The 13,436-nt window shown below is 39.3% G+C and carries 15 protein-coding genes and 1 other annotated feature; of the genes, 2 read left to right on the top strand and 13 right to left on the bottom strand.

Going from position 1 to position 13,436, the window contains the following annotated elements:
• Positions 1-80: 80 nt before the first annotated feature.
• The 3 genes from nadA to nadB are packed head-to-tail and all read right to left on the bottom strand — an operon-like array spanning position 81 to position 3,568.
• Positions 81-1,187 carry a quinolinate synthase NadA gene (nadA, locus tag ACAN53_RS01305; protein ID WP_379965869.1) on the bottom strand — a complete coding sequence of 369 codons (1,107 nt, stop codon included), beginning with the start codon at positions 1,185-1,187 and terminating at the stop codon, positions 81-83.
• On the bottom strand, positions 1,184-2,026 hold the full coding sequence (gene nadC / locus ACAN53_RS01300) for a carboxylating nicotinate-nucleotide diphosphorylase (RefSeq protein ID WP_379965866.1): 843 nt from the start codon (positions 2,024-2,026) through the stop codon (positions 1,184-1,186). The genes nadA and nadC overlap by 4 nt, the downstream gene beginning before the upstream one ends.
• Positions 2,027-2,044: 18 nt before the next feature.
• Positions 2,045-3,568, bottom strand: a complete 1,524-nt coding sequence (gene nadB / locus ACAN53_RS01295; protein WP_379965863.1) for an L-aspartate oxidase — start codon at positions 3,566-3,568, stop codon at positions 2,045-2,047.
• A gap of 124 nt (positions 3,569-3,692) precedes the next feature.
• On the opposite strand from nadB, the gene ACAN53_RS01290 reads away from it, so the two are divergent.
• The gene (locus ACAN53_RS01290; RefSeq protein ID WP_379965860.1) at positions 3,693-4,841 is read left to right on the top strand and encodes an IscS subfamily cysteine desulfurase; all 1,149 of its coding nucleotides are present in this window, start codon (positions 3,693-3,695) and stop codon (positions 4,839-4,841) included.
• Positions 4,838-5,383, top strand: a complete 546-nt coding sequence (locus tag ACAN53_RS01285; RefSeq protein WP_379965857.1) for a transcription repressor NadR — start codon at positions 4,838-4,840, stop codon at positions 5,381-5,383. The genes ACAN53_RS01290 and ACAN53_RS01285 overlap by 4 nt, the downstream gene beginning before the upstream one ends.
• A gap of 56 nt (positions 5,384-5,439) precedes the next feature.
• Here ACAN53_RS01285 and pheA read toward each other — a convergent pair whose 3' ends face one another.
• The 10 genes from pheA to minD all read right to left on the bottom strand — a co-directional run bounded on the left by pheA (position 5,440) and on the right by minD (position 13,435).
• Positions 5,440-6,291 carry a prephenate dehydratase gene (pheA, locus tag ACAN53_RS01280; RefSeq protein WP_379965854.1) on the bottom strand — a complete coding sequence of 284 codons (852 nt, stop codon included), beginning with the start codon at positions 6,289-6,291 and terminating at the stop codon, positions 5,440-5,442.
• 113 nt (positions 6,292-6,404) lie between these two features.
• On the bottom strand, positions 6,405-7,688 hold the full coding sequence (obgE, locus tag ACAN53_RS01275; RefSeq protein ID WP_379965851.1) for a GTPase ObgE: 1,284 nt from the start codon (positions 7,686-7,688) through the stop codon (positions 6,405-6,407).
• A 17-nt stretch (positions 7,689-7,705) separates the two neighbouring features.
• Positions 7,706-8,242: a Spo0B C-terminal domain-containing protein gene (locus ACAN53_RS01270; RefSeq protein ID WP_379965848.1), complete on the bottom strand. Its 537-nt coding sequence runs from the start codon at positions 8,240-8,242 to the stop codon at positions 7,706-7,708.
• Between the two features lie 66 nt (positions 8,243-8,308).
• Positions 8,309-8,593 (bottom strand): 50S ribosomal protein L27, encoded by a 285-nt coding sequence (rpmA, locus tag ACAN53_RS01265; protein ID WP_379965845.1) that lies wholly within the window; start codon positions 8,591-8,593, stop codon positions 8,309-8,311.
• A gap of 12 nt (positions 8,594-8,605) precedes the next feature.
• Entirely contained in the window at positions 8,606-8,935 is a 330-nt protein-coding gene (locus ACAN53_RS01260; protein ID WP_379970200.1) for a ribosomal-processing cysteine protease Prp, read from the bottom strand.
• 7 nt (positions 8,936-8,942) lie between these two features.
• Positions 8,943-9,251, bottom strand: a complete 309-nt coding sequence (gene rplU, locus ACAN53_RS01255) for a 50S ribosomal protein L21 (protein WP_379965842.1) — start codon at positions 9,249-9,251, stop codon at positions 8,943-8,945.
• Between the two features lie 14 nt (positions 9,252-9,265).
• Positions 9,266-9,340 (bottom strand) — a sequence feature (ribosomal protein L21 leader region).
• A 67-nt stretch (positions 9,341-9,407) separates the two neighbouring features.
• On the bottom strand, positions 9,408-10,808 hold the full coding sequence (locus ACAN53_RS01250) for an Rne/Rng family ribonuclease (protein ID WP_379965839.1): 1,401 nt from the start codon (positions 10,806-10,808) through the stop codon (positions 9,408-9,410).
• 83 nt (positions 10,809-10,891) lie between these two features.
• A complete protein-coding gene (locus tag ACAN53_RS01245) occupies positions 10,892-11,749 on the bottom strand; it encodes a M50 family metallopeptidase (RefSeq protein WP_379965836.1) in 858 nt (285 codons plus the stop codon).
• The gene (locus ACAN53_RS01240) at positions 11,742-12,485 is read right to left on the bottom strand and encodes a peptidoglycan DD-metalloendopeptidase family protein (RefSeq protein ID WP_379965833.1); all 744 of its coding nucleotides are present in this window, start codon (positions 12,483-12,485) and stop codon (positions 11,742-11,744) included. Before ACAN53_RS01240 ends, ACAN53_RS01245 begins: the two co-directional genes overlap by 8 nt.
• Positions 12,486-12,637: 152 nt before the next feature.
• The gene (gene minD, locus ACAN53_RS01235) at positions 12,638-13,435 is read right to left on the bottom strand and encodes a septum site-determining protein MinD (protein ID WP_379965830.1); all 798 of its coding nucleotides are present in this window, start codon (positions 13,433-13,435) and stop codon (positions 12,638-12,640) included.
• Between the last annotated feature and the right edge of the window lies 1 nt (position 13,436).

The following is a 13,436-nucleotide window of genomic DNA, read 5'->3' as shown; positions in this document are numbered from 1 at the left end:
CAATGATTTTTTTATGAGTAGATGAAAAAGAAAAAGGAGACTCTGCATTGCTGCTCGTCTCCACTATAAATACCACTTCATTACAATGCGAGCATGCGATAAAGGGCAAGCTTCGCATCTTCGGCAACTTTTTTCTCTACTTCAATAACATTTACTACTTCATTTCGTTCTAATAACTCCAATGTCCATAACAGATGTGGCAAGTCAATACGGTTCATCGTTAAACAAGGACACAGAAACGGGTTTAAAGACCTAATCTGCTGGTTTGGATGCTGCTTTATTAGACGCTGAACTAAATTCATTTCTGTACCAATCGCCCATTGACTTCCAGGAGTTGCCTGGGAAATCGTGTCAATAATATATTTTGTAGAGCCAGCGTCATCAGATGCCGCTACCACTTCGCGTGAACATTCCGGATGTACAATCACTCTCATGTCAGGATATTGATTTCGAATATATTCAATATTATTTACAGTAAAATTTTGATGAACAGAACAATGCCCTTTCCAAAGAATAACCTGTATCTCTTCGACTTTTCCTTCATACTCTAACGTATCCGTATGCGGGTCCCATACAGCCATCCTACTAAGCGGAACACCTAAATCATAGGCGGTGTTTCGTCCTAAATGTTGATCTGGCAAAAACAATATACGCTCTTTTTGGGTAAATGCCCATGTTACCATTTTCTTAGCATTCGAAGAGGTTACAGTCGCTCCACCGTTTCTACCGCAAAACGCCTTAATAGCGGCAGTTGAATTAACATAGGTTAACGGTAAAATCGTATCTCCAAATACATTTTGTAACGACTGCCAAGCCCGTTCTGTTTGAAAGATGTCTGCCATATCGGCCATCGAACATCCTGCACGCATATCTGGCAACACGACAACCTGTTCATCTGTCGTTAAAATATCAGCCGTTTCTGCCATAAAGTGTACGCCGCAAAAGACAATATATTTCGCCTTCTTGTTCTTTGCAGCAATCTGTGCAAGCTGAAGGGAATCACCCGTTGCATCTGCAAATTGGATTACTTCATCTTTTTGATAATGATGACCCGGAATAAAAAGTTTTTCCCCGAGTTTTTCTTTAATCTCAAAGACACGTGCTTCCATTTCTTCCTGAGACATAAGACTATATCTTTGCGGCAACATGAATTGCCCCATTTGATTCATTTGGTCTAATATACTCATGCTTTCTCTCCTTCTATATTAAAACTAACATCTAACGCTTGAACGGAATGAGTCAGCATACCGAGTGATATATAATCGACACCTGTTTGTCTATACTCTTTTAAATTAGAAATGGTAATACCGCCCGATGCTTCTGTTATGATTTCATTTGGTACAAGGCGACGAAATTCTTTTATTTCCTGCGGCGAACGGTTGTCAAACATAATGACATCTGCTCCTGCCTGTACTGCTTCATGTACTTGTTCCTTCGTTTCCGTTTCTACCTCTATTTTCACCATATGCCCTACCTGTTTCTTCACCATGGAAACTGCTTTCGTAATCGACCCAGCAAATGCGATATGGTTGTCTTTAATCATAGCCCCATCATACAAGCCAAACCGGTGATTATAACCTGATCCGCATGTGACTGCGTATTTATCAAACATACGAAGACCCGGCATTGTTTTTCTCGTATCGCAAATACGTGTATGGTCATCATCTAACTGTTTTACTGCTTCATTTGTAACCGTCGCAATTCCGCTCATACGCTGAATCAAATTTAATATAACTCGTTCTCCTGTTAGCAGTGCTACAATTGGTCCCTTCACCTTAGCAATAATTTCTCCCTTGTGTACCTCTTCCCCGTCATGTTTATAAAGTTCTACCTCAGCCAAAGAATCAAGAAGTCGAAACCCCGTTGTAATAATGTCAGTTCCTGCTATAATTCCATCCTGTTTCATGAGAAATGTTCCGGTTGCCATGGAATTCCGAGGAAAAATTAACTGAGATGTAACATCTCGCTCCCCCATATCTTCTAAAAAAAATGATTCTAGTGCTTGTTTTAGTTTAATTGGATTCATTATTTCACACTCACTTTCCTACACCAATTGATGATCCTGCTTTTTCTTGGTCAATACAATTGATTCATGGATTTGTTTTATATTCGGATAATCGCTTCGATAATGCCCCCCGATACTTTCTTGTCGCTGTAAGGAAGCAGTTGTAATTAAATATGCAACAGTCACCATATTCACAATGGTTATTTCCTCATTTGAGAGCGATTCATGTATGGATACGTTATTATAAGGTGTAAGCCACTGTTTCATCATAAGCAAGCCTTCTTCATCTCTCACAATACCTACATATTTCATCATCATCTGTTGAATTTCTTGCACAGTTGGAAGAATCACTTGTTTTTTTGTTATACTTTTACGCACTAGTACCTTCTTTGTTATTTCCTTACGCTGTCTACGCAAGAATTCTCCAAGACGATGTCCAAACACAATTCCTTCTATTAAAGAATTACTAGCCAGCCGGTTTGCACCATGAACGCCATTACATGCTACTTCTCCTACCGCATATAATCCAGGAATCGATGTTTCTCCATCTAGATTGGTCTTCACTCCGCCCATATGAAAATGAGCACCTGGCACGATGGGAATACGGTTTTTACCAATCTCTACTCCATGTTCCTCACAAAGTGAAGTAATCGTAGGAAAACGGGTGGAAAAATGATCGATCATTGAAATATCTAAATATACTTTTTCTCCGTTCATAATCTGCTGATGATTTGCGCGGGCTACAATGTCTCTCGGAGCAAGATCTGCTAATGGATGAATTCCATGCATAAATCGTTCTCCTTTAGAATTCACCAAAACCGCACCTTCCCCGCGAACTGCCTCGGACACCAAACCACAGGATTGATTGTTCACATAAAGCATCGTCGGATGAAATTGTACAAATTCTAAATCGGTTACTTGCGCTCCTGCGCGATACGCCATAGCAATTCCATCTCCTGTAATCGTTCCATTATTGGAGCTAAATGAGTAGAGAGACCCTACACCACCCGTTGCTAGTACAGTGTGAGGAGCATAGTACGCTTTGATCCTATCCTTTTCATCTCGCGTCAATACCCCGGTACAAACGCCGCCCTGCGTAACTAAATCGATTACCATTTCATTCTCCACAATTGTTACATTCTCCAGAACCTGTTTTCGAATATGGGTAAGGACATGCATGCCTGTCGCATCCCCGCCAGCATGGAGTATACGATTTGTACCATGTGCTCCTTCCTTACCAAGACTCAATCCCTTCTCATTTCTATCAAACTTCATACCATTTTCTATTAATTGAATCATTTCATTCGGTGCTTGCTCTACGAGATAGGCTACTGCCTCCCTGTTGTTATACTGACACCCTGCTTGTAGCGTATCATCATAATGGTTCATCCAATGATCTGTAGGAGCGACCGCTGCGGCAATTCCACCCTGTGCCATCCAAGAATTATTATCGTCTCTCGTTTTCTTTGTGATTATTATCACATTCTTTTCCTTGCAAATTTGCTGTGCCACACATAGAGCGGCAATTCCACTGCCAATAATGAGAACGTCCGCATGTTGCATAGGTTCGCCTCCTAATTATATATACAACTGTCTTGACACCTATCTTTACATATTATTAAAATAATGACAAGAACTTTTTTAGATACAAAAAAATACGTGTGCACAGGAATGGGGAGATTACCATTTGATTTATTTAGATTACGCAGCTACAACACCGATGTGCAAAGAAGCATTACAAACGTATCAGCAAGCAAATGTCGAATACTTTGGAAATGAACAAAGTTTACACGATATAGGCTCCCGTGCAGGTGCACTGCTTCAGACCTGCCGAAAAAAACTTGCAACCTTCTTAAATGGAGAGGAAAAAGGGATCTTCTTCACGAGCGGCGGCTCTGAATCAAATATGCTCGCTGTGCATTCCTTACTTTTAGCACATACGCAAAAAGGCAAGCATATACTTACGACTAAGGTCGAACACGCCTCTATTCGTAACTATTTCCGTAAATTAGAAAACCATGGTTTTTCCGTTACGTATATACCTGTTGATTCATTCGGTTTAATCGATATGGTTGCACTTGAAAAGGCAATCCGAAGTGATACGGTTCTAGCAAGTATTCAGCATGCAAATTCTGAGATTGGAACCATTCAAAGACTTACAGAAATCGGTTCATTATTAAAAAAGCATGATATACTATTTCATACAGATTGTGTGCAAACATTTGGAAAAATTCCAATTGATGTAGAGAAAATGAATATAGATTCTTTATCCATTTCTGCCCATAAACTATATGGTCCAAAAGGGGTAGGGGCCTGCTACATAAATCCAAATATACATTGGAAGCCTGTATGGGAAGGTACTTCTCATGAATTTGGATTTCGTCCTGGCACGGTCAATGTTCCAGGTATTGCTGCATTTTTGACAGCTGCTGAGATCATGATAAATACGCAAAAAGGGGAAGCTAAACGGATTGAAGCGTTACGGCAACTATTTTGTGAAGGTCTTTGTAACATTTCTCATTCTCTTTCAATAGAAGGACATCCTACGTTACACCTTCCAAATATCGTCGGTGTTACAATCGAGGGAATAGAAGGACAATATACAATGCTAGAATGTAATCGAAATGGAATCGCCATTTCAACCGGCAGTGCTTGTCATAGTCATAAGCAAGAGCCATCCCAAACAATGATTGCTATAGGAAAAAGTCATGAGAGAGCCAAACAATATGTACGATTTTCATTTGGAACTCATACAACCAAGCAGCATATACACATAACACTCGAAATAATTGAAAAGATGATTGATCAATTTCCTGGAGGCGCTGTTGTACCATGAACGATATAAATAAAAAGAAAATTTTAGGAGAAGAGAGAAGAACCTTTATATTAGAGTGCTTACTTAACGCAAATAAGCCTCTATCCGGCAGTGAATTATCAAAAAAGACCCATGTAAGTAGGCAAGTAATTGTACAAGATATCTCATTGCTAAAGGCAAGAAATGAACCAATTATTGCTACTTCTCAAGGCTATTTATATTTAAAACCACAATCCCTGCAATCCAGCTTTGAAAGAGTGATTGCATGTGTCCATACACCAGACCGTGTCATAGAAGAGTTAACGATTTTAGTTGACCATGGCATTACAGTGGAAGATGTTAAGGTCGAACATCCTATTTACGGAGATTTGACTGCATCGATTATGGTTAGTAATCGCCATGAAGTGGAGCAATATATGAATAAGGTGTTTGATACAAAAGCATCCTATCTATCTCAGCTAACCGGGGGAATTCATCTTCATACAATCAGAGCCGATTCCATTGAAAAATTGAATGCAGTGTGTTTAGCCTTAGAAAAGGCTGGTATTCTCTTAGAAGAATAATAAAAATAAAGAGTGAACAATAAATGGGAATTCCCGTTTATTGTTCACTCTTTTTCTTATTCATAGCAAGGGTAATGGCCAAGAGACGATACTTGGTATCCTAGAGCCTCAAGCTCTAGTTTTGCATTTGGTAATAAAATCGAGTCAAACGGTCCTTCCACATCAATTAAGAAGAAATAATTGCCCAGTCCTGTTTTCACCGGTCTCGATTCAATTTTACTTAAATTCAGCTTTCTCCATGCAAATGCTGCGAGAACTTGATACAAAGCTCCTGCATAGTCTGAAGGCATCGTAATCATAAGCGTTGTTTTCTCTCCTTGCTTCTGTCCATGAAAGGCAAGTTCCTCATTCTTCTGTTTATGTAACACAATAAACTTCGTACGATTGTTTTGATATGTATGAATATCCTTTTGTACGGCAACGAGTCCATACTTTTCCGCCGCTAATTCATTCGCAATTGCAGCAATTGGATATTCGGGATGCTCCATCACATACTGCGCAGCCGCACTCGTACTATTCATTTCCTCCATGCGTACCCCTTTGACATGGGTATTTAAAAACTTATGACACTGTGCCAAGGCATGCGGATGTGAATAAACAACTTCGATCTTTTTCCACGTTGCTTCATTGCTTGGATGCACGAGCAAATGCTGCCGCACCGGAATCGTAATCTCTCCAACAATATAAAGGGATTGCTCATGAATTAAATAATCAATGGTAATATTTACCGATCCTTCAATAGCATTTTCAAGTGGTACGACTGCAAAATCTATAGCACCATCTGCTACCGCATCCATGCAGTCCGGAATGGTTGCATACGGAATGCGATCAGCTTCTGGAAACTGGCGATTCACCGCCATATGCGTAAATGTTGCCTCTGGTCCTAAATATCCTACACGATACGTCATGAAATTCTCTCCTCTAATTGGTATGTTTCTAGTTATAACACGAAGTAGTCGTTTCTACTATAATAAATTCGAATATTCTTACAAAAAAAAGCCACTTGTATAAACAAGTAGCTTCAGTCGATAAATTCAAATTCATATTCTAAGATTCGAACGGTATTACCATTTTTGGCTCCGCGCTCGCGAAGTGCCTCATCAATACCCATTCCTCGTATTTGACGAGCAAATCTACGAACAGACTCATCACGTGTAAAGTCTGTCATTTTAAATAATTTCTCTAGCTCTTGCCCGCTCACATCGAAAGATCCATCGCTTTGCTTCTCAATGTGAAAGTCAACCGGTTTCTTTTCAAACTTATACATAACCGTTGATGGTGCTTCTTCAATTTCTTCCAGCGGGAACTGAGGTGTAGTCTCTAACAAATTAGCAATTGCAAACAATAAATCACGTACACCGTGTCTCGTCACAGCAGAAATCGGAAAAATTTGTGCATTCGTATTCAACTTTTCTTTAAATACTTTTAAATTTTCTTCAGCATCAGGCATATCCATTTTATTTGCCACAATAAGTTGCGGACGCTCTGTTAGACGAAGATTATATTCCGATAATTCTTTGTTAATGGTTACATAATCCTCGTATGGATCTCTTCCTTCCATAGCAGACATATCAATGACATGCACAATAACGCGAGTACGCTCAATATGACGTAAAAACTGATGTCCAAGACCTACTCCTTCATGAGCGCCTTCGATAAGACCGGGAAGATCCGCCATAACAAAGCTGCGACCATCTTCAGTTTCCACTACCCCTAAATTCGGTACAATCGTTGTAAAATGATATTCTGCTATTTTCGGACGAGCCGAAGACACTACTGAAAGAAGCGTAGATTTTCCTACACTTGGAAATCCTACTAACCCTACATCGGCTAGTACTTTTAGTTCAAGAATAATATTACGCTCTTGTCCTGGCTCCCCATTTTCTGCAATTTCCGGTGCAGGGTTTGCAGGAGAAGCAAATCGAATGTTCCCTCGGCCTCCTCGGCCTGCTTTTGCGATAATTGCTTTTTGTCCGTGTGTAACCAAATCGGCAATGACAACTCCTGTATCCTCATCAGACACAATCGTGCCAGGCGGAACTTTTACAATCATATCCTCTGCATTTCTACCATGCTGTCCTTTGCCCATACCATGTTCGCCACGTGGGGCTTTGAAATGATGTTGATAACGGAAATCCATTAATGTTCGCAAGCCTTCTTCGACAACGAATACAACATTTCCGCCTTTTCCGCCATCTCCGCCTGCTGGACCACCCATTGGAACATACTTTTCACGACGAAAGGCTACCATGCCATTACCGCCGTCTCCGCCCTTTACAAATACTTTAACTCGATCTACGAACATACCTTCACCACTCTTTCCTATTCTATTAGTTGCATTTCAATGCAAATTTCTTCAGGTTGCATCGAATATATAAAATTATTTTGCTCTTCTTTACACTTTGTAAGCCAACTTTCTATCGCGTGGGTATCTAATAGCTTACCTCGAAAATCAAAATAGATCTTTGTTTCTTCAGCTTCTTGCTCTACGGTTACAGATAGATGATTTTCAATGTGATGATCCAACGAACGATGCAACAGGTATAAAAATTGTTCTGTCCACGTTGTCAAAGGTTGATCTAGATGGGTAAGAGGTAGTTGTTCTTCTCCAAGTACTTCAAAATCCAATTCACAAGGAGGAGAATTCCAACTATAGGTGAGTAATAGCTCTGCAAAAAGAGGCATTTTCAAATTTATGAGACGTGCTTCCTGTTGTGCTTCTCCTACGAATTCTTCGATTAGCTCGTGTACTCGATCTACCCCGCCGAGGGAAAGATGAGATTTCACTAATTGTAGTCGATTAAGCCAATCATGACGTGAATGTCTAAGAGCATCCACAACCGTCCATTTTTTGTCCATGCTACTACCCCTTTAATATAGAAAAACTCTAACCTGCACCCAGGTTAGAGTTTTCCGTGAGTTTCATTATGCTTCTTGAGGATATACACTCACTTGCTTGCGATCACGGCCTAGACGCTCGAAGCGTACAACACCGTCAGTCGTTGCAAAAAGAGTATCGTCTCCGCCACGGCCAACGTTAACTCCTGGATAAATTTTCGTACCGCGTTGGCGGAAGAGAATGCTTCCTCCTGTTACGAATTGTCCATCAGCACGTTTAGCACCAAGACGTTTGGAATTAGAATCACGACCGTTCTTTGTACTACCTACCCCTTTTTTAGAGGAGAAGAATTGAAGATTCAATCTTAACATCTATTACACCTCCTATATCATTTCATGAATTTGAATATACTTGCCGTAGTCTAACTCAATAGTTTTTAGCGAAACAAGCATACCCTCTAAGAGCAGTTGTGCTCTTTGAAACGTATCGTTGTCTAGCTTAGGCAACGTGTATAGTAAGTAACCGCCGTCTTTACCAAGGTTTACTTTCGCCTTCACACCACAAAGTGCTTCAACCGCATTGATTGATCCAAACACGACAGCAGATGCACCAGCACAAACAATATCTTGTCCGTGCTTTGCAAAATCGGCATGTCCAGTCATTTCAAACGATTTTATACCATCTGCAGTGCGATTGATTGTAACTTTAATCATATCAAACTTACGCGTTGATTGCTTCAATTACAAGCTTCGTATAAGGTTGACGATGTCCTTGCTTTTTGCGGTTGTTCTTTTTCGCTTTGTATTTGAAAACGATAATTTTCTTAGCGCGACCTTGTTTTTCAACTTTCGCTGTAACTGTTGCACCTTCCACAACAGGGCTACCTACTTTCGTAGTTTCACCACCAACGAAAAGAACTTTGTCGAATGTTACTGTTTCACCAGCTTCTACATCAAGTTTTTCAATGTAGATTGCTTGACCTGCTTCAACTTTAAGTTGTTTACCACCAGTTTCAATAATTGCGTACATATTTGCACCTCCTCTTAATTACTCAGACTCGCCAAAAATAAGGTAGACTTTCGTCTTTGCAAACCCATTTTGTGCGGTTGTAGTATATAGCGAAATGGGTGCTATAAACTATAACATGAAAATACTATCACGAAAGCATAGTGATGTCAATAAAGACTATTTACTTTTCCGCTTTGCAACCTCACCCTTTGTACCAAAAAAACGAATCGAATAAGTGTGCACTTCATTCGTTACAAATGAGACCTCAACCGATAAAACCTGATTAAGTTGTAGCTTGCAAAATTGTTCCTGTAAGTCAGATGAAGCCTCAACTAATACTGCTTCATAATCCGAATCTTTATATTGTAGCAACTCACGCTGCAATTGATAAGCGGCCGCATTCGGAGCAAGTGCAAATCCATTATTACAGCATATACAAGGAGCAAGAATATAATCGCGAAGTGATTTTTTCTTGCGTTTTCTTGTCATCTCTAAAATACCAAGTGCAGTAAAGGAAAAAACACGGGTAGTTGTACTATCCTTTTTAAGGGCAGCCATAAGAGCTCGCTTCACTTGCTCTTTACTCGCTTCTTCCTTCATATTTATAAAATCAATAGCAATCATTCCACCAATGTCCCGAATTCGTAACTGCCTAGCTACCTCAGTTGCAGCATGCAAGTTTGTTTGCAGGATTGTATCTGCTTGCTCTACCTTCCCTGTATATTTACCTGTATTCACATCAATAACTGTCATCGTTTCCATTTGTTCGATAAGGAGGTAGGCTCCGTTCTCAAGCCACACAACCTTTTTAATGGCCTGTTCCATCTGTTGCTCAATATGAAAATAATCAAATAGAGACTGTTTGTCATTGTATAAGATTGCCTTTTCTTTGCCTACTTGTCTTACCACTTCTTTATACACCGAGGAATCATCTACATAGATTGCGGAAATCGTATGAGAAGGAATTTGCTTCAGAACACGGTCAAGAAAGGACTGAGAAGAGTAAACGAGCGCAGGTATATTTCCTTTATAATGCATTTTACTTTCATAGATTTCCTTTAATTTTTCAACTTCCTTCCTTACAGTAGAAAGAGAAGATTCCTTACAAGCTGTTCGAAAAATAAATCCGCCACCAAGCTTTGTTCCAAGCTCCTGGAGCTCATTTCGCTTAGAAGCTTCTTCAATATTTCTAGAAATAGCAACCATAGGATCTGTAGCCATATAAACGACATACATACCTGTCAATTCTATCTTTGTAGTCAGTTTAGGTCCCTTTTGATCTACTGCATTCTTTATAACTTGTACGAGCAAGGCTTGTCCTTGATGAATCAGCTGTGAAATAGGCTTACCATTTCCTTCCGCAATATCATCACGGTGCAAGTATGCTTGTTTGTCCATACCAATGTCTACAAAAGCTGCCTGCATACCCGGTAGCACGCGCGTTACCCTTGCCTGGTACAAATTTCCAACAATTTCATCATCATCTGGTCGACGAAAGAAAAATTCTACAATTTTCCCCTCCTCCTCTAACGCAATTCTTTTTTCTGTTCCTACCATATTCATATATAACGTTCGCATGTATTATTCCCCACTTTATGTATTTCGCAAAACAGGTAAAGAATGAATCCCTTACCTGTCTCAATCCTTCCTTCTAACAACTTCTATCCAATCAGTTCCCCTACAGAGGAACGAGTTCGTTTCTCTGAAAAATAAGCATATAGTAATTCATTTTCATCTAATATATACTGCCTATCCTTTCCCCTAATAATAACAGAATGCTTGTAACCTCGTCGAAATTTCATGAATACTACAAATAGTGGATCACTTTTATTTACCGAGATGGAGGTAATGCTACGAATGGTTGTTGCTTTATTATAATACCTTTCGAGCAGAAACCGTAAAAATGCATAAGGCTGCTGTTTCCACTCGTGATACAATGAAATAAGTAAAAAAACAAGCATCGTCCACATTGTAATATTTGTTTTGTTCCATAGCAAGCCGCCCAAAATGCATAAAGTAACAAATATGACTGACGTAACTAACATCATGCGATGTGCTTGTAAATACGATGTCCCCATCGAATAGATGCAAAACAAAAGCTTTCCTCCGTCCAATGGCCAAACAGGGAGAAAATTAATAAAAAAAACAGATAAATTATTCCATAAAAAAAAGGTATATGCATTCTCACTCATCCAACCATTTTCATGTAACATATATGCGAGAAGCACCATCCAAATATGCTGAGCTGGCCCTGCCAAAATGACTATGACCTCTTCCCTAATCGGTTTGTTACCATGTTCTTCCATTTCTACAACACCACCAAAAGGCAAAAGCTGAATTCTTCGAATACGCCAATTATAATGTGTCGCTGCTGCTGCATGGCCTAATTCATGAAAAAAAACAATCATAAAAAGGACCATTAATTCTTTAAAATGTGCCGTCCATACACCAATACAAATGACGCCCCAAAATAAAGGATGAATCGAGAATTTACGAAACATGCCTTCATATTTATTCAAAGGAAATCACCTGAATTGGATCGATAAATTTTTCATTTTTCTTCATAGCGAAGTAGAAATTTCCTGTTTTCCCATTTGCGTCATTTTGAACAACACCAATTTTTTGTTGCTTTTTTACAGAATCGTATACAGAAACAGACATTTGTGATAAATTACCGTACCAAGATTCTGTTCCATCACTATGCTGCACAATAATTGTATTTCCAAGGTCGGATTTTTTTCCAACGAAAATTGCTACGCCTTCATCAACCACATCCACAACCGCATTACTACTTGTTTGCACAAGTACTCCTTGACCATTAGATTTGAAAGTTTGCAATACCTTTCCCGAAGCAGGAACTGCATATGTAGCCGTACTATCCTTAGTTTCAGATGATGGGAGAAAGGTTAATGGCTTACCAAACTGTTGTTCATACCACTTGGAAACATACGCAAACTGAAATTCCTCTTGCATTGTCGATTTTATAGTATTACGTACTTCCTGAAGAGAAGGGGAAGAATTCTTCATTAGTATGGCAGTTCCAAGTACGAGAATAGATGAAAATAATATTTTCATGAAAAATAGTTCTTTTCGAAACAGAGGATGTTCCTGTGAATGTTCTTCAATGGGAACAGAAATAGGCTCATCAACAGGTAAAACGAATTTCTCTACTTCTTGCCAAGATGGAACATGCAGCCTCTCAGCCTTTCGTTTAGCAATTTGTTTTCGAATTTGATTGAGTTGTTTTTTTTTCATTTCGTTCCCATCCCCTACTAGTTCTTTGTACATATGTATGAGTTGTCCGGACGAGATATGCACACTAAGAAAAGCAGACAAAATACACTTTGTCTGCTTTGAGAGGTGATCTATTTTACTATCTAACAAAGAACCTTATACTTATAAAAAACTTATTTTAAACCGAAGAAATGTCGAACTTTTGTTATGACACTTGCTTTATCTGCATCAAGAGATTGCAAAGGAACTGATTCTCCTAGTAAACGTCTTGCAATGTTTCGATAGGCCATGGCAGCTTTCCCTGTTGGGTACAAAGCAACAGGCTCTCCTAAGTTTGTCGCCTTGATGACTAAATCATCATCTTCCACAACACCAATAAGTTCAATGGAAAGGGTTCTAACAATCTCATCTACATCAAGCATTTCATGATTTTTTAACATATGGCTACGAACCCGGTTAATAATTAGCTTAGGCGGCTCAATATCTTCCGTTTCGAGCAGACCAATAATACGGTCTGCATCACGCATAGATGATACTTCTGGAGTGGTGACAACAATTGCTTTATCTGCCCCCGCAATAGCATTTTTAAACCCTTGTTCGATTCCAGCTGGACAATCAATAAGTATGTAATCAAAATCTTGGCGCAATTCATTAATAATTTCTTTCATTTGTTCAGGATTTACAGCTGTTTTATCACTAGTTTGAGCTGCAGGTAATAGATACAAATCATCAAATCGTTTGTCCTTAATTAACGCTTGTGGCAAACGGCAAGTGCCTTCTACAACATTTACAAGATCAAAAACAATTCGATTTTCAAGTCCCATCACCACGTCTAAGTTTCGAAGTCCAATATCCGTGTCAACCAAGCACACTTTTTTACCAGATATAGCTAGAGCAGTCCCAAGATTTGCTGATGTCGTTGTTTTTCCGACTCCGCCTTTTCCAGATGTAATTACAATTGCCTCTCCCACA

The sequence above is a fragment of the Ectobacillus soli genome, from assembly GCF_042610425.1.
Lineage (GTDB): Bacteria > Bacillota > Bacilli > Bacillales > Bacillaceae_G > Ectobacillus.
This window is presented reverse-complemented; position numbering and strand designations above follow the sequence as displayed.